This window comes from Rugosimonospora acidiphila, from assembly GCF_039543385.1.
GTDB lineage: Bacteria > Actinomycetota > Actinomycetes > Mycobacteriales > Micromonosporaceae > Rugosimonospora > Rugosimonospora acidiphila.
The window spans coordinates 74,082-91,547 of record NZ_BAABJQ010000033.1 but is presented as its reverse complement, the minus strand read 5'-3'; the positions used below and the strand labels follow the sequence as shown (position 1 = coordinate 91,547).

Here is a 17,466-nt window from a genome sequence, read left to right as displayed (position 1 = left end):
GACCGTGCCCTGGTCCGCGTTCTCCCAGGTACGCCCGTTGTCGTACGACGAACGGATCATCATGGTCTTACGCAGGTCGGTGTTGGCCGGCGAGGAGAACAGCATCCGACCCTGGTTCGCCGCACCCGAAAGCCGCAGCACGGTGCCCTGCACCAGGGGCGTCACCAGGTCGGGAATCGCGGTGAACGGGGTGCTGAACGAGCGCCCGCCGTCCCGGCTGATGGCGTAGTCGCGGTTGCCGACGTCGGTACCGCTCTGCTCGCGACCCGCCGCGTAGATGACGCCACCGGGCAGTTCGACGAGGCTGAGCTCGGACGGCTTCTGGGTGAACGTGCCGTCCGCCGCGATCGGGAAGGCGTCAACGGCGCCGGTGTGCCAGCTGTTGCCGCCGTCGTCGCTGTAGGCCAGCGCACCGTAGTTGTGGTCCTCCGTGGTGCCGACGCCGCTCTCCGCGTTGATGCCGACGACGATCCGGCCCCTGTGCGGCCCCTCGGTCAACTGCAGCGCGTGCCCCGGACCGGTCACGAACCACTCGTTCCAGTCCGGCCGCTTGACCTGGCTGGTGATGTCGCGCGGCGCCGACCAGGTGGCGCCGTCGTCGTCGCTGGACTGGATGAAGGCGGTGCGGTCACACGGGATCGGGCAGGCGGAGGTGCTGGTACCGCCCGGGTTTACGTTGGTAATCAACAGGACCCGGCCGGTCCGGGTGTCCACCACCGGGGTCGGCTGGTCGTGCGTGTCGCCGTTGCCGGCGTTGATGAGCTGCAGCGGCCCCCACGTCTTGCCACCATCGGTGGAGCGCTTGAGCACCACGTCGATGTCCCCGGAGTCACCGCAGCTGGTGACCCGGCCCTCGGCGAACGCCAGCAGCGTGCCGTCGTTGGCCTTCACGATGGCAGGGATGCGGAAGCAGGCGTACCCGGCGTCCTGCCCCGCCTTGAAGATCACCTGTGAGGTGAGGCTCGGTGCGGATGGGGCGGGGTGCGGTGCGACCGCGGCGCTGGCCGGCGCGGCGGTACCGGTCAGCACCGCGACGACCGCCACGGCCAGCGCCGGCAGCAGCCCGCGACGGCGCCACGGCCGGATGCCATGGTGGGACAGCAGAGGCATATCCGTCCTTCCTGTTCCGGAAGCGGAGGACGTCCCACGTGGGATGTCTCTCCCCCGGGAACCGTAGCGATCGGCTCGCCCCGCTGACAAGAGGGCCGTCGATGAGCCGCCCGAGCGGCTGGTCAGGACCCTGGTGGGTGGGCGGCCAACGACCAGCGACAAGCCCGGCCGGGTCACCGTCCGCCGTCGTGCCAGGAGCGCCAGAGCCGGGCGTACGTGCCGCCCAAGGCGATCAGGTCCTCATGCCGGCCCAACTCCGTGATCAGGCCCGCGTCCATCACCACCACGCGATCCGCGTCGTGCGCAGTCTGCAGGCGGTGGGCGATCGCGATGACGGTCCGACCATCCAGCACCGCGGCGAGGGCGCGCTCGGTGCCCCGCGCGGTCGTCGCGTCGAGCAGGGCCGTGGCCTCATCGAGGATGACCGTATGCGGATCGGCCAGGATCACCCGGGCCAGCGCGACCTGCTGCGCCTCGGCGCCACCCAGCTGGTGCGCCCCGCCGATCACGGTGTCCAGCCCGTCGGGTAACTCGTCGGCCCAGCGGGCGCCGACCGTGGCGAGCGCCGCGCGAAGCTGGGCATCGGTGGCGCCCGGGTGGGCGAGTCGCAGATTGTCGCGCAGGCTGTCGTGGAACACGTGATGCTCCTGCGTCACCAGCACCACCTGGCGGCGCAGCCGGTCCGGCGCCAGGTGTCCGATGGGCACTCGACCGACCGTCACGGTTCCGGTGTGGGGCCCGTCGACGCCGGCCAGCAGCCGACCGAGGGTCGACTTGCCCGCGCCCGAGGGACCCACGATCGCCAGTCGCTCGCCGGCCCGCACGGAGAGGTCGATACCGCGCAGCACGTCGCCATGGCCGTACGAATAGTGCGCCCCGGTGACCTCGATCCGGTCACCGGTCGGTTCGGCGGTGCTGTGCGGCTGTTCGGTGGGGACCGTGGCGAGCCCCTCCACCCGGGCGTACGAGGCTCCCGCGATCTGTAGCTGCTCGATCCAGATCATGATGTTGTCGATCGGAGAGGCCAGCTGGCGCAGGTACAGCGCCGCCGCGATGACGGTACCCAGTGTCGTCAGGCCGTGGGCGTAGAGCACGGCACCGAGGATCAGCACGCCGACGAGCGGCAGGGTGTAGGAGATGTCCAGCGTCGGGTAGAGGACCGTGCGCAGCGACAGCGCGTGCAGCTGGGCGCCCCGGCTGGCGGCGATCGCCCGTTCGGTCGCCTCCGCGCGCAGCCGTTGCAGGCCGAGCGCCTCAATGGTGCGGGCACCCCCCGCGGTCGTCGAGAGCACCTCGGCCACAACCGAACTCGCCGCGCCGAGCGCGAGATAGGCCGGCCGCGCGCGGCGCAGGTACCAGCGCAGTACGGCCGTGATGACGGCGAGGCAGCCCAGGCCGCAGACGCCGAGCAGCGGATCGATGATCAGGACCGCGGCGATGAGCAGCAGCGCCTGGACGCCGTTGATCAGGACGGTCGGCGCGGCGCTGCTCAGCGTCCCGGCGACGCTGTTGATGTCGGTGGTGCCCCGGGCCAGCAGATCGCCCAGGTCGGACCGTTCGGCGACCCGGGCGGGCAGCGCGAGCGAGCGTTCCAGGAACCGTTCGCGCACTCGGGCCGCGGTGCGCTCGCCGAATCGCGCGCCCACGTAGAGGGCGTAGCGGGACAGGACGAGGTGAGCGATCGTGACCGCGACGATGGTGGCGCCCAGCCGGTCGACGGTACCGAGAACGGCGTGGGGCGAGGCCTTGACCGTGTCCACGATGACGCCCAGGAGCCACGGGCCCGCCAGGCCGACCCCGGCGGCCAGCACGTTGAGGAGCATCATCACCACGAAGGTGCCGCGTTCCCGCGCGATGTCGCGGCGGGCCGCGCGCCGGACCTCGGCGGGCGGCGCCACCGGCAGCGGCGCGGTCATCGGGCCTCCACCTCGACCTCCACCTCCCGCGACACCAGCGCGCGGTAGCCGGGCTCGGCGCGCATCAGGTAGCGGTGGCGGCCGGTGGCGACCTGCCGGCCATCGACCAGGTAGATCACGGCGTCCGCCTGATCGAGGATGAGGGGCGACGTGGTGGTCACCACCGTCGTGCGCCCCGCGCGGGCGGTCCTGAGCCGGGCGACCAGCAATGCCTCCGTGTGCGCGTCGACGGCCGAGGTCGGTTCGACGGCCAGCAGGATCTCGGGAGCGGCGCAGATCGCCCGCGCCAGCCGGAGGCGTTGGCGTTGCCCGCCGGAGAGGTTGCCGCCATGCGAAAGGACCACGGAGTCGAGTCCGGCCGGCAGCGCCTCGACGATGTCGTCGGCCACGGCGGCGTGGACCGCCGCCCAGACGGCCGCGTCCCGCGCGTCGACTCGACCGGCGACGGTCTCGCGGACGGTACCCGCGAACAGTTCCGCGTCGTTGTCCGCGACCAGCACCCGCTCGCGCAGCTGGCCGAGGACGATGCCGGACAGCGGGACGCCGCCCCAGGTGGCCCCGGAGTCGCAGAAACCACCGAGCCGGTCGATGAGCGCGACGCTGTCCGCGAGCCGCGATCCGGCGATCGCGGTCAGCACGCCCGGCCGGACCTCGATGCCCGACGCGGGGTCGAACAGCGCGCAGCCGGGCGGCGGTGCGTCCACGCTTCCCGGCCCGTCGGCCTGATCCGGCGTCATTCTTAGGAAGCGCGTCACCCGCCGCGCCGAGACCACCGCTCGGGCCAGGTCCGAGCCGCTCTCGATGAAGGAGGCGACCGGCACGACGAGCATGGCGACGTACCCGTACACGGCGACCAGCTCGCCGATGCTGATGGAGCCCTCGGCGGCCAATCGCGCGGCGACCCACGTCACGACGGCGAGGAACAGTGCCGGCAGGCCGGTTCCGAGCGAGTCGAGCCAGCTCGTCATGGCGCCCACCCGATAGCCGGTGGCGCGCAACGCCTGCGACTGCGTCCGGTACCGCGCGAGGTAGGTGTCCTTGCCGCCCAGCCCGCCCAGGACCCGCAGTCCGGTCACGATGTCGACCAGTCGCGCGGTCAGCGCGCCCTGCTGCTCCCGGTAGCTACCGCCGATGCGCTGGATCCGGCTCAGCAACGGGCCGATGGCGATGGCGAGCAGCGGCACCCCGACGAGGATGATGGTGGCCAGCAGCGGCGAGATGGACAGCAGCAGCATCGCCACGACGGCGTAGGCAACGACCGCGCCGACTCCCGGCCCCGTGGCGGTCAGCGACCGCGCCATCGTTTGTACGTCGGCCATTCCAATGGTCACGACCTCGCCGGCCGTCACCCGGCGGGGCAGCGTCGCGCCCAGGATCGTCGAGTGGCGTACCACCGCCCGGGTGGTGCGGAACGCGGCGTCGAGCCGAACCTTCGTCATCGTGCGGTGCCGGGAGATCGCCAGTCCGGCGTTCACCACTCCCACCGCGAACAGGGCCGCGACCCAACCGAGCAACGCGACAGTGTCGTGGGCCCGCAACCCCTCGTCGATCGCGCGGGACAGCAGGCACGGCGGAATTGTCAGGCCGACCATCCAGGAACTGCCCAGCACCGCGCCCGTGATGGTTCGACGCTTCTGGCTGACGGTGAGCCACCAGAGATAACGCAACGGGCTCTTCGTCGCCGCCGGTCCGGGTGGTTCGAACGCGTCGACCATTGCCGGACTATACCGATCGGGTCCTTCGGGTCCCCGGCCAACTCCTCGCGCACAGCCGTCCGCCGTCGCGACAATGCGGCGCGAGCACCGGGAAGTGCTTCAGCGGGCGGGGCCCGTGTGGCTTCGAGGTGGGGTTCGATCGGCCGTGCGGGCGGTGCCGGGAGCGGACTGCTCCGGCAGCGAGCCCAGCAGGGTGAGGGCGTCGGCGCTGGGCGAACCCGGAGCGGCGTGGTAGACGACGAGCAGTTGCCCGTCGGCGCCCATGACGGCGAACTTCTCGTAGCGCAGTTCGAGGTCCCCGACGATCGGGTGTCGCAGGCGGTGCGTGCCGCCGCCCGGGTGCGGCTTGGCGTCGTGGCGGGACCAGAGCCGGCGGAACAGGTCGCTCTTCACCGACAGCTCACCGACCAGGTCGGTCAGGCGCGGGTCGTCGACGTCCGGGCCGACCATCACCCGTAGGGCGGCGACCAGACTGCCGACCCGGTTCTGCCAGCCGGGCAGCAGCTCCTGCGCGGCGGGGTCGAGCAGCACCGAGCGAAGCATGTTGCTGCCGGGGCGAAGATCGGCGACAGCGCCACGGCGAGCCGGTTGGCCGCCAGGACGTCCTGGAACGGACCCTGCACGTACGCCGGAGTGTGGTGCCAGGCGTCGAGCAGGGGCTGCACGCCCGGCCGGACCCGCTCGGGGCGCCGCCGCCGGGGCGCGGCCGGGGCGCCAAGCGCGTGCAGGTGCGCGGTGGCGTCCTCGTCCAGGTCGAGCGCGCGGGCGATCGCGGCGAGCACCTGGGGCGAGGGACGCCGGTCGCGGCCCTGTTCGAGCCGCGTGTAGTACTCGGTGCTGATCCCGGCCAGCATGGCCAGTTCGTCCCGTCGCAGCCCCGGTACCCGCCGATGACCGTTGTCGCGCAGTCCGACGTCCTCGGGCCGCATCAGCTCGCGCCGGGCCCGCAGGTACTCGCCGATCAGGTTCACACTTCCGACCATATGCCGGGGCGGCTCCCCGCTGGGTAGCCCTGGCGGCACCCCTCTGGACGGGGAATGGTTGCCGGCCGGCCTCGGACGCACGCTAGTGGCATGACTTCACGAACCTGGCTGGTCACCGGCGCCAACAGCGGTTTCGGCCGGCATCTCAGCGAGCAACTCCTGTCCCGCGGCGACCGCGTCGTCGGCACCTTCCGGGCGGCCGGCAGCGTTGAAAACCTGTCCGCCCGCTGGCCGGACGCCTTCCGCGCGGCCCACCTCGACGTCACCGACCCGGCCGAGATCACCGCCGTGGTCGACGATGCCTGGGCCGCCCTGCGCCGGATCGACGTCGTGGTCAGCAACGCCGGGTACGGCCTGATGGGCGCGGCCGAGGAGCTGTCCGACGAGCAGGTGGCGCACCAGATAGCCACCAACCTGACCGGCTCGATCCGGTTGATCCGCGCCGCGCTGCCCCACCTGCGCCGGCAGGGCGGGGGCCGCATTCTCCAACTCTCCTCGGTCGGCGGCCAGGTGGCGTGGCCGGGCGGGTCCCTCTATCACGCCACAAAGTGGGGCGTGGAGGGCTTCGCTGACGCGCTCGCGGGCGAAATCGCCCCGTTCGGCATCGGCGTCACCATCGTCGAGCCGGGCGGTGCCCGCACCAACTTCCGTTACGGCGGTTCGGTGCTGGCCGACCGTATCGGGGCCTACGACGGCACGCCGGCCGCCGGAATCCGCCGCATCCTCACCGAACGCACGACCGAGGGCATCGGCGACGCGGCCCTCATGGCCGCCGCGATGATCGCAAGCGTCGACCGGGACCCGGCTCCCCGCCGCCTGGTCCTGGGCAGCGACGCCTACGGGGCCATCGAGGGCGCCCTGGCCGCGCGACTGGCCGACGTCCGCGGCCAGCGCGAATCGGCGGAGGCGACGGACGCCCCGTTGGAGGGCGCGATCACGGGCGGCCCGGCCGACCTGAACGCCTGACGGTCCACCCGCGTCGGCTCCGCCGTCCATTCCTCTACTGGCGCCGGGGTGCCAGCGGCGCGGACAGGCCGGTCCCGAACAGCCGGCTGTCCACCTCGTCCAGCGCCAGGCGCAGCGCGCCGAGGGCGACGCTCTCGTCGCCCAGGGTCGAGGCCCGGATCTCCGGCACCCGTAGGCACAGCCGCTCCAACTCCCTGCCCAGCGGGTCGAGCAGGATGTCGGCGGAGCGCGAGTAGCCGCCGCCGACCACCACGATCTGCGGGTCGAGGGTCAGCACCAGCGCGGCGGCGCCCACGGCCAGGTCGCGCACGTACCGACGCACCGCGGTCCGGGCGTGACGGTCACCCTCCCGGGCGGCGGCGAACACCCAGGCGGCGGCGTTGTCGGCGTCGACCGAATCCGGCACTCCGGGACAGTTCTGCAGGTGGGACGGCGCGTCCAGCCAGCGCACCGCGCGCAGGGCGCCGATCTCGCCGGCCGCCCCGCCGTACCCGCGGCGCAGCGTGCCGTCGATGATCAGCCCTGCGCCGGTGCGCATGCCGGCCAGCAGGTACACGATGTCGTCCGCGTCCTGGGCCACCCCCTGCCAGCGTTCGGCCGCCGCCGCGAGCTTGCAGTCGTTCTCCACCACGATCGGTGCGGCGAACCGGGCGCCGAGGTGCTTGGCCGGGTTGACGCTGGTCCAGCCCGGCAGCGGGGTGAACAGGGTGGTGCGTCCGGTGGTGTCGACCGGGCCGGTGACGCCCACGGTGACCGCCCAGATGTCGTCCGGGACCATGCCCGCGCCGCGCAGGCAGTTCGCGATCACCGCGTCCATGGCGGCCAGCCGGGTCGTCGGGTCGGCGTCCAGGGTGACCGCGCGGCGGGTGCTGTGGACCACCGTTCCGTCGAGGTCGGAGATGATAGCCAGGATCTTGTGCCCGCCGACGTCGACGCCGAGCACATGGCCGGCGTCGGCGCGGAACCGGTAGCGGCGGGCCGGCCGACCGACCGTGCTGTTGCCGCTCGGTTCGACGACGGTGGCCCAGCCGTCGGCGACCAGGCCCTGCGCCATGACGTCGGTCGACGGCCGGGACAGCCCGGTGCGGGCGGCAAGCTCGGTGACCGTCGACGGCGGGTTACCGCGCAGCGCGCGGACGACACTCAACGAGTTGAGTTCGCGCAACCGGTTGAGGTCGGTGCCGCTCGTCGTCATCTCGGTCAAATCCCGGGCCTTTCCAGCGAATGCCACCCCACGCAATAACGCTGGGCTCTTTACGAATTCTAGCCGACCCTACGAGATCGGATACAACTGCTCGGGGGCGTGCGGGTTGACCGCCGGCCCGAAGTCGACCACCCGGCCGTCGATGCCGTACCGGTACCGGTCCAGCCGGGTCACCCGCGGGCGTCGAGACAGATAGGTGATCATCGAGTCGAACTCGTCCGGGCTGAGCCATCCCGGTGGGTCGGACACCGCCCGGAACCCGCAGATGTCGGCCAGGTCCCGCAGCCAGTCCAGCTGCTGGTCGGTGAGCAGGTTGAGCCGGCGGCGGAAGTAGATGACGTCCGGATCCACCTCGGCCAGCGGCGCCTGCCACAGCCGGTGCACGGCGTTGACCACCGCGTTGCGGGCCATCGCGTCCGACGGGTCGTCGCTGGCGTAGTTCTGCCACATCGGGGCCACGTCGGGGCCGCTGCGCAGCCCGTCGAGCAGGCCGAGCGAGGGCAGCAGGATGGCGCCGCTGCCCAGCAGGTACACGTCGTCCCCGGCGACCTCGCGGACCAGGGCGAGCGCGTCGCGGTAGACCCGCTCCCGGTCGGGGTCGCCGTCCCGGGCGCCGGGCACCGCTCCGCCGTTGATGAAGTCGAGCTTCAGGTACTGGAAGCCCCACTCGTGCACCACCCGCTGGATCAGCGCGGCGACGTGCTCGCGGGCCTGCGGCTTGGCCAGGTCCAGCGCGAAGTACCCGGTGCCCCAGTTGTACCCGGCCACCACCGGCTCCCCGCGCTCGTCGCGCAGCAGCAGCTCGGGGCGCCGGCGGGCGAGATCCGAGCCGGGCAGCGCGATGAACGGGGCGAGCCACAGCCCGGGTACCAGGCCGGTGTCGGTGATGCGCCGGGCGAGCGCGGCCATGCCGGACGGGAACTTGGCGTTCGGCTCCCAGTCGCCGACGGCCAGCTCCCACCCGTCGTCGATCTGCACCACGTCGAAGGGCAGCCCGCGCAGCGCGGCGATGTCCTTGGCCAGCTGGGTCTCGGAGACTCCCTCGTAGTACGCGTACCAGCTGCACCACACGTTGCCGGCCCGCCGCTGCCGGGCGCCGAGGCGCTCGCCCAGTTGCCGGGTGTAGCTGGCGAACACCTCCTCCTCCGGCCCGTACCCGAGGAACCAGGGCGCGCCGCCGTGCTCGTACCAGCCGGCCAGCGTGTCGACGTCGGCGCCGCAGCGCGGGGTACCCAGGCCCAGCGCCCCGAGCAGCAGCACGTTGCCGTCCCCGTCGCTCAGCGCGGCCAGCGCCGAGGAGTGGTGCCGGTGCGGGTCGTCCCACCGGGTGTCGTCGGCGGTCACCCGCCGGCGCGGGTCGGCGATGCGCAGCGGTGGGTCGGACAGCCGCCGCCAACCGCACGGGCTCCACGAGTTCTGGCCGTGCCGGTAGAACAGGGCGTCGCCCATGCCGTGCAGCACGGCCGCGCGGCCGGGTGGCAGCAGGAGCCCGCCGTCGGTCGGCTCGGGCCTGCCGGGGCCGGACAGTTCCAGGGCGAGGGTGCGTCCGGCCAGCTCAACAAGCAGCGCCATGTCTCTCCTTCAGACGAATGGTGGGGATGCGGCGGCGGGGTGGGTGCGGCGGTGGGTGCGCCCCGCGGCGGAGCGCGTCGCCGCCGCGCCCCGCCGCCGGTAGGTGGTGCGAGTTCCTTACTGGAACATCGCGTTGACCGTGTTGTTGGCCTTCTTCAACCCGGACGCCGCGTCGGACTGGCCGAGCACGATGGACTGGATGGCGTCCTGCACGGTCTGGCTGATCTCGTTGCCGTGGTCGGTGACCGGCAGGAAGAACGTGCCGCCGGACGCCTTGGCCTCATCGGTGAACACCTGCACGTCCTGCCCCTTGGCCTGGTGCGCGGCCAGGGCCTTGTCGGTCGCCTCCGCGATGGCCGGGAACACCACGGCGTTCTTGGCCACCAGGTCCTGGCAGGCGGCGGAGCCGAGGAACTTCACCCAGTCCCAGGCCTGCTCCTTGTGCTTGGTACCGGCGTAGATCGCGTCGGACAGCCCGTTGATGGAGGTCTTGCGGCCGGTTGGCCCGGTGGGCAGCGGAGCGAAGGCGTACTTCTGCTTGGCGGTCGCCGACAGGTACGAGTTGATTTCCCAGGAGCCGGCGAAGGTGATGGCTCCCTGGCCGGCGTCCATCACCGCGGGGCGCCCGAGGGTGGACTGCTTGTCGAACTTGGGCGAGTAGCCCTTGGCGATCAGCTGCTTGTACCAGTTGATGGTGTCGGCGAGCTTCGGGTCGTCGTACTTGTAGTGGGTGCCCCACGGATTCTTGTCCAGGAAGGTGAAGCCGGCGCTCTCGGCGAGGTCGCCCCAGCCGTTCTGGCCCTGCGAGCCGTCGGCGAACTCGGGAAGGAAGCCGTAGACCTTGACGTGATTCTTGTCGAAGGCCGGGTCGAGTCCGTTGTGCCCGTTGGCGTCCACGGTCGCCTTGGCGATGACCTGCTGCAGGGTGCCGCCGTCGGTCGGGTTCCAGGTCAGGTCGGTCAGGTCGGCGGCGGTGACGCCCTGCGCGGACAGCAGCGTGGTGTTGTAGACCAGCGCCATGGTGTCCCAGTCCTTCGGCAGGCCGTAGCGCTTGCCGTCCTTGACGAACAGGTCGGCCAGCCCCGCCTGGAACTGGGACAGGTCGACCTTGTCCCGCTGCACGTACGGTTGGATGTCGAGGATCTGGTTGCTGGTCACGAACTGCGGATAGTACGAGACGTGGTCGGTCCACACGTCCGGTGCGTCGCCGGAGGCGATCTGGGTGGTCAGGTTCTGCCAGTACTGCGCCCACGCGGTCTGCGTGATCTTTACCGTGATGTTCGGGTTGGCGGTGTGGAACGCGTCCGCGCACTCCTGATAGGACGCGGTCTGGTTGTCGTCCCACAGCCAGTAGTTCAGCGTCACCTTGCCACCGGCGTCGCCGGAGTCGTTGCCGCACGCGGTCATGCTGCCGGCCAGCGCGACCGCGAGCAGTGCCCCGGCGGCCAGCCTCCCATGGTGTCTCATCACAGGTCCCTTTCGTGGCGAAGGTAGTGAGCCGAGCGGTTACTTGATTCCGGTGAAGTTGAGCGACTGGACCAGCCGCTTGCCCAGGAAGATCAGCAGGATCAGGACCGGCAGGACGGACAGCGTGGAACCCGCCATCAGGCCGGTCCAGTCGGGCTGGGTGTTCGGCGACTGTTGCAGGAAGATGCCCAGCGCGACGGTCAGCACCCGGGTGTTCTCGGCCCGGCCGACCAGCAGCGGCCAGAGGAAATCCTTCCACGCCCAGACCGTGGTGGTCAGCCCAATGGTGATCAGTGGGCCCCGGCTCATCGGGATGACGATGCGCCAGAACTGGCTCCACCGGTTGGCACCGTCCAGGATGGCCGCCTCCTCCACGTCGCGCGGAATCGACAGGAAGAACTGGCGCAGGAAGAACACCGCGAACGGTGTCATCAGCACGCTCGGCGCGACCAGCCCGGCGAACGTGTTGAGCAGGCTGAGATCCTTGACGAGCGCGAAGTTGGGCAGCAGCGTGAAGATCGGCGGCACCATGAGCGCGGCGACAAACACCCCGAACAGGGCGTCACGCCCGGGAAACCGCAGCCGGGCGAAGGCGTACCCGGCCATCGCGCAGAAGAACGTCTGCGCGATCGCGATCACTCCACTGTAGATAATCGAATTCAGGGTGTACCAGAGAAAGTTGATGTGCGCGCCTGACCCACCCGCCGCGCGGTCGCGCTGTGCGCTGGTCAGGCCGAGTACCCGGGCGAAGTTGATGAGCGTCGGGTGGTGCGGCCACAGTGATCCGGCGTCGGAGAACAGGTCGGCCGACGGGGTCAGCGAGGTGCGGACCATCCAGTAGAACGGGAATGCCGTCACCACCACCGCCACGACGAGCAGCACCCACGCCACGCCCCGACCGGCTTTCGCACCCGGTGTCTTGAGCATGCGCCCCTCCCTCTCAGGCCAGGTCCGAGCGCGACGCCCGCAGCAGGCGCAGCTGCACGAAGGTGAGCAGGCCCAGGACGACGACGAGCACCATGGCGATCGCGCTGGCGTAGCCCATGTGGAAGTAGCTGAACGCCTGCTGGTAGATGTAGTAGTAGATGACCCTCGTCGCCGGGATCGGCGAGTGCGGATAGATCACGGCCACCGTGTCGAAGATCTGGAACGACCCGATCAGCGAGACCACCAGCACCAGCGCCAGGATCGGCCGCAGCAGCGGCAGCGTGATGCGCCGGAACATCCGCACCTCACCGGCGCCGTCGACCGCCGCGCTCTCGTAGAGATGCTGCGGGATCTGCAGCATGCCGGCGTAGAACAGCAGCGCGGTGTAGCCGGTGTAGGCCCAGGTGTTGACCAGTGCCACCGATGGCATCGCCCAGGTCGGTGAGTAGAAGGACAGCCCGCCGAGGCCCAGCGAATGCAGCAGGTGGTTGACGAAACCGAGGTTGGCGTCCAGCAGCCAGGCCCACAGCAGGCCCACCGTCACGTTCGGCACGAGCCACGGCACCAGCAGAGTCGCGCGCAGCACCACCGAGCGGGTCAGCCGGTGCATCAGCGCGGCCAGCCCGAGCGCGATGACGGTCTGCGACACGATGTTGACGACCACGTAGTAGGCGGTCACCTTCAGCGAGTTCCAGAACTGCGGGTCGTGCGCCAGCTGCCGGTAGTTGCTGGCGCCGGTGTAGTCCGGCGCGCCGAGCAGGCTGTAGTCGGTCAGCGAGAACCACACGCCTCGCACCGTCGGGTACACGTAGAAAATCGCGAAGCCGATCAGGGCCGGCGCGATGAACAGCGGAGCCCACCGCCGGTCGTCCCGCATGCCCGCCCGCGCCTTCGCCGGTGGGTCGCCGCGACCCGTTTTCGCGGCGGAGCCCGGCGTTCGACCTATCACCGCGGTCACCGCGACCTCCCTTCAACCGATCGGAGTTCGTCTCTGAAGTGGCCCTTGCCACAACCGCCCAGCACGCTAATAATGATGTAGCTCTTCGGAATTTTGTCAACAGCTCTTCTTATTCAGAGAGGACCCACTCCCCTCCAGGCATCGCCTACGACGACGCGCGTCCGCGCCCGATCCCAGGCCCGGACCCGGAATCGCGCGTGCCCGCGCCGGCGGCATACGCGTTGGCCGCATGCGCGTTGCCCGCGTGCGCGTTGCCGCATGCGCATTGGCCGTGTGCACATTGGCCGCGTGCACATTGGCCGCGTGCACGTTGGCGACGACCGCCGAATCCCCGCCGACCTCCCCTGGAGTCTGATGACATGCGTGCGTTTCCACGACGACACGGCCCCGCGGTCGCCCTCGCCGCGCTGTGCGCCACCGCCCTGGCCGGCGTGCTGGCCCCGGCTCCCGCCAGTGCCGGTGCGGGCCACGCCCCCGACCATGGCTGGCACCGCCTGACCGCGGCCGCCGCGCCGGCCACCAACCCCCTCAAGGGATTCATCCCCTACGCGGGCAGCTACACCACGTTCCCCTACTCGATGGAGTGGTTCTATCTGCCGCTGTCCGCGGTGATGGTCGGGCCGGATCGGTTCGACTGGTCGGCGCTGGAGCATCAGCTCGACGCTATCGCCGGCCGCGGTCACCAGGCGGCGTTCCGCTTCTACCTCGACTATCCCGGCCAGCCCACCGGCATCCCCCAGTACCTGCTGGACGCCGGCCTGGTCACGCACCCCTACCTCGACTACGCCAACACCACGAGCGTCTCCCCCGACTACGACGATCCCCGGCTGGACACCGCGCTGGACCAGTTCATCGCGGCGCTCGGCGCGCGTTACGACGGCGATGCCCGCATCGGCTTCATCCAGCTCGGCCTGCTCGGCTTCTGGGGCGAGTGGCACACCTACCCGCACGACGGCACCACGCTGCCGGAGAACTGGTTCGCCTCACCCGCCGAGCAATCGCGGGTCGAGCGCGACTACGACGCCGCGTTCGACAGGACCAGGCTCCAGGTGCGCTACCCCGGCGCGGACAACGCCGGGTTGAACATCGGCTACCACGACGACTCGTTCGCGGTGGAGACGCTACCCGGCCCCGGCTGGCACTTCATGGACAAGATGATCCAGGCCGGCGCGACCGACAAGTGGCTGCGCCAACCCAACGGCGGCGAGCTGCGCCCCGAGATCCAGGGCTGCGTCTTCGACGCGACCCCGGACTGCCCGGTCATCGAGGACGGTGCGGACAACGACTTCCCGGGCAGCGTCGCCGCCACGCACGTGTCCTGGCTGCTGAACCAGTACGCGTTCGCCCCCGGGTACGGCGGCGCGAACCTCGGCCGGGCGCTGTCCGGATCGGCGTCGCTCGGGTACACGCTGCGGGTCACCGAGGTCAGCGTCGCCGGCGCGGGGCACGGCCGGTCGGTGCGCCTGGGCGTGCGGATGAGCGACACCGGCGTCGCGCCGTTCTCCTACGACTGGCCGGTGCAGGTCGCCGCGGTCGACCGGCACGGGCACGTGGCCCGGACGTGGACGACACCGTGGCGGCTGACCGGCGTGGTGCCGGGAGCCCCCCGGACCTTCGACGCCGCGCTGAACACCGCCGGGCTGCGCCCCGGCTCGTACACGCTGGTGCTGCGGGTGGCCAACCCGCTGGCGCACGGCGTGCCCCTGCGGTTCGCCAACGCCGCGCAGGACGCCACCCTGCCGGGCTGGCTGACCATCGGCCGCGCGCCGATCGCCTGACGCCCGACCGTTCGCACCAACCACCGTCCACCGCGCGCCGCCGGGCGCGTCACCGTCGCACGCCCGGCAGCGCCGGCAATCCGTCCGACTCATCGGGAGGTTGGTTCATGCACCTGCACTCACCGCGACGATGGCGCGCGGCGCTGGCCGTCCTCGGCGCCGCCGTCCTCGGCACCGCGCTGGCCACGGCGCCCGCCGGGCCGGCCGCCGCGACCGTGAAGCCCGCCGCGACCGTGAAGCCCGCCGCCTCGGCGGCGTTCTCGGCCGTGCCGCACGGCGTGCCGCCCCGGCCCGCACCACCGTCCACACCGGACCCTTCACTGACCGCCCACGCGCTGGCCGCCGCGCCAGGGCCGCTGGACAATCCGCTGAAGGGATTCGCCCGCTACTACTTCCCCGGCGACAGCGAGAACTCCGGCTACCCGCACTCACTGCAGTGGAGCTACTTCGGGCTGTCGGAGGTGATGACCGACCCCAACAACTGCGGCAGCTTCAACTGGAGCGTGCTGGACAACGCGCTCAACGAGATCGCGTCGTACGGCAACCAGGCCGCCATCCGGTTCTACCTCGAGTACCCGGGCGGCACCGGCACCCACCCCGGCAACGCGATCCCGCACTGCTTCGACGGCCACGTCACCTACCGCACCAACACCTACTGGGGCACCACCAGCCCCGACTACGACAGCCCGTACCTGCTTTCCGCGCTGGGCGGCTTCATCGCCGCGTTCGGCGCCCGCTACGACGGCGATCCGCGGATCGGCTTCATCAACCTGGGGCTGGTCGGCCTGTGGGGTGAATGGCACACCTGGCCCTTCGACACCGACACCTCCAGCGACAGCTACCCGAACTTCATGCCCACCGACGCCCACGCGGCGCAGATCATCCAGGACTACGACGCGGCATTCAGCAGAACCAAGCTGGAGGTGCGCTACCCGACCTCCGGCGGCGGGGCCGCCAACAACCTCGACGTCGGCTACCACGACGACTCGTTCTGCTACCGCGAGGGCAGCCCGCTGGCCGGGGTCACCCTGCCGGAGTCACTGGGCGGCGCGGACTACGCCCAACTGCAGCTCGACCTGAACGAGGGCACCGAGAACAAGTGGATCACCGACTCGATGGGCGGCGAGGTGCGCCCGGAGATCCAGTCGTCGGCGTTCTCGTTCTGGCCGGGCGGTTCGGGACAGGCGGACAACATGAGGGCCTGCGTCGAGCTGGAGCACACCACCTGGAAAATCAACCAGACCAGCCAGAGTTACTCCGCCACCGACCCGAACGTCGGGGCCGCGGTGCGACTGATGGGCTATGACCTCAGCGTTACCAACGCGTACTACCGGAACGCGGCCAGCGGCAGCACCACCGTTGGCGTGCAGATCGCCAACGACGGCGTGGCGCCGTTCTACTACCCCTGGACGGTCACCCTCGGGCTCAAGGACGGTGCCGGCAACGTCGTGGCGACCTGGGACACCTCCTGGGACCTGCGCACGGTGATGCCCCTGAAGATCCGGGCCTTTCCGGACTGGGGCGTCGGCTCCGACCCCACCTACCTCGACTACGGGTACCCGCAGTACTTCCAGGCGCCGATCGACCTGTCCTCCGTGGCGGGCGGGGACTACCAGCTCGTGATGCGGGTGAAGAACCCGCTGGAGGCACTGTCCGCCAACGCCAAGAAGCTCCGGTTCGCCAACGCCACCCAGAACGCCGACGGCTGGCTGGGCCTCGGGCCGATGACGGTCGGCTCCGGCGGCGGTACCGGCGGCGATCACACGGCCCCCAGCACCCCGGGCATCCTCGCCTCGACGGGCCACACCGCCAACTCCGTGGCGCTGTCGTGGGCGGCGTCGAGCGACAACGTCGGCGTCACCGGGTACCGGATCCTGCGCAACGGTGCCCAGGTCGGCACCTCGACCGGCACCGGGTACACCGACACCGGCCTGGCGGCCTCGACGGCGTACACCTACACCGTGCAGGCCTATGACGCCGCCGGCAACGTGTCCACGGCGTCGTCCCCGCTGACCGTGTCCACCTCGGCGGCACCGGCGTCGGGCAGCTACGAGGCGGAGGCCACCGGCAACACCCTGACCGGCGGCGCGGCCGTCGCCGCCTGTACCGGCTGCTCCGGCGGCGCCAAGGTCGGCTACCTCGGCAACGGCGCCACCCTCACCATCAGAGGCATCGACGGCGGCACGGGCGGCAGCAGGACCCTCACCATCGCCTACGCCAGCGCCGAAAACCGCACCGCCACCATCAGCGTCAACGGCGCACCGGCCACCACCGTGTCCTTTTCCTCGACCGGGGACTGGAACACCACGGGCACCGCCACGACCACCGTCACCCTGAACGCCGGCACCGACAACACCCTCACCATCGCCAACCCGTCCGGCTGGGCACCCGACATCGACCGGGTAGTCGTCGGCGGCACGACGACCACGCCACCGCCGGCGTCGGGCAGCTACGAGGCGGAGGCCACCGGCAACACCCTCACCGGCGGCGCGGCCATCGCCGCCTGTACCGGCTGCTCCGGCGGCGCCAAGGTCGGCTACCTCGGCAACGGCGCCACCCTCACCATCCACAACCTCGACGGCGGCACGGGCGGCAGCAGGACCCTCACCATCGCCTACGCCAGCGCCGAAACCCGCACCGCCACCATCAGCGTCAACGGCGCACCGGCCAGCACCGTGTCGTTCCCGTCCACCGGCGACTGGAACACCACCCGATCCGTACCCGTCACCGTCACCCTGGCCGCCGGCACCGGCAACACCCTCACCATCGCCAACCCCACCGGCTGGGCACCGGACCTCGACCGGATCGCCGTCGGCTGACCCGCGCGGGGCCGGGCGCGCGGGCCCGGCCCCGCGGACATCCCTCAACGA

11 protein-coding genes and 1 pseudogene are annotated in these 17,466 nt (G+C 71.1%); 3 read left to right on the top strand and 9 right to left on the bottom strand.

All coding sequences use genetic code 11. The features are described 5' to 3' along the window. The 4 genes and pseudogenes from ABEA87_RS36030 to ABEA87_RS36015 form a co-directional block, all read right to left on the bottom strand. The coding region (locus ABEA87_RS36030) for a sialidase family protein (RefSeq protein ID WP_345637473.1) at window positions 1-1,110 on the bottom strand (1,110 nt) is incomplete at its 3' end. A 173-nt stretch (window positions 1,111-1,283) separates the two neighbouring features. Continuing rightward, on the bottom strand, window positions 1,284-3,026 hold the full coding sequence (locus ABEA87_RS36025; protein ID WP_345637471.1) for an ABC transporter ATP-binding protein: 1,743 nt from the start codon (window positions 3,024-3,026) through the stop codon (window positions 1,284-1,286). Continuing rightward, window positions 3,023-4,618, bottom strand: a complete 1,596-nt coding sequence (locus tag ABEA87_RS36020; RefSeq protein ID WP_345637477.1) for an ABC transporter ATP-binding protein — start codon at window positions 4,616-4,618, stop codon at window positions 3,023-3,025. Before ABEA87_RS36020 ends, ABEA87_RS36025 begins: the two co-directional genes overlap by 4 nt. Window positions 4,619-4,840: 222 nt before the next feature. Continuing rightward, window positions 4,841-5,670: pseudogene (locus ABEA87_RS36015) on the bottom strand (helix-turn-helix domain-containing protein). Between the two features lie 144 nt (window positions 5,671-5,814). Here ABEA87_RS36015 and ABEA87_RS36010 point away from each other — a divergent pair. Next, window positions 5,815-6,690: an SDR family oxidoreductase gene (locus ABEA87_RS36010; RefSeq protein ID WP_345637469.1), complete on the top strand. Its 876-nt coding sequence runs from the start codon at window positions 5,815-5,817 to the stop codon at window positions 6,688-6,690. A 34-nt stretch (window positions 6,691-6,724) separates the two neighbouring features. Here ABEA87_RS36010 and ABEA87_RS36005 read toward each other — a convergent pair whose 3' ends face one another. The 5 genes from ABEA87_RS36005 to ABEA87_RS35985 form a co-directional block, all read right to left on the bottom strand. Next, the gene (locus ABEA87_RS36005) at window positions 6,725-7,885 is read right to left on the bottom strand and encodes an ROK family transcriptional regulator (protein ID WP_345637467.1); all 1,161 of its coding nucleotides are present in this window, start codon (window positions 7,883-7,885) and stop codon (window positions 6,725-6,727) included. A gap of 78 nt (window positions 7,886-7,963) precedes the next feature. Continuing rightward, on the bottom strand, window positions 7,964-9,466 hold the full coding sequence (locus ABEA87_RS36000) for a glycoside hydrolase family 36 protein (RefSeq protein WP_345637465.1): 1,503 nt from the start codon (window positions 9,464-9,466) through the stop codon (window positions 7,964-7,966). Between the two features lie 117 nt (window positions 9,467-9,583). Further along, the gene (locus ABEA87_RS35995; protein ID WP_345637463.1) at window positions 9,584-10,933 is read right to left on the bottom strand and encodes an ABC transporter substrate-binding protein; all 1,350 of its coding nucleotides are present in this window, start codon (window positions 10,931-10,933) and stop codon (window positions 9,584-9,586) included. Window positions 10,934-10,972: 39 nt separating this feature from the next. Next, window positions 10,973-11,860 (bottom strand): carbohydrate ABC transporter permease, encoded by an 888-nt coding sequence (locus ABEA87_RS35990; protein WP_345637461.1) that lies wholly within the window; start codon window positions 11,858-11,860, stop codon window positions 10,973-10,975. Window positions 11,861-11,873: 13 nt separating this feature from the next. Beyond that, a complete protein-coding gene (locus tag ABEA87_RS35985; RefSeq protein WP_345637460.1) occupies window positions 11,874-12,737 on the bottom strand; it encodes a carbohydrate ABC transporter permease in 864 nt (287 codons plus the stop codon). Between the two features lie 440 nt (window positions 12,738-13,177). On the opposite strand from ABEA87_RS35985, the gene ABEA87_RS35980 reads away from it, so the two are divergent. Together ABEA87_RS35980 and ABEA87_RS35975 are read left to right on the top strand one after the other, a co-directional pair. Continuing rightward, window positions 13,178-14,596, top strand: a complete 1,419-nt coding sequence (locus ABEA87_RS35980; protein WP_345637459.1) for a TMEM53 family protein — start codon at window positions 13,178-13,180, stop codon at window positions 14,594-14,596. Window positions 14,597-14,703: 107 nt separating this feature from the next. Next, window positions 14,704-17,415: a carbohydrate-binding protein gene (locus tag ABEA87_RS35975; RefSeq protein ID WP_345637457.1), complete on the top strand. Its 2,712-nt coding sequence runs from the start codon at window positions 14,704-14,706 to the stop codon at window positions 17,413-17,415. The last annotated feature ends 51 nt before the right edge of the window (window positions 17,416-17,466 follow it).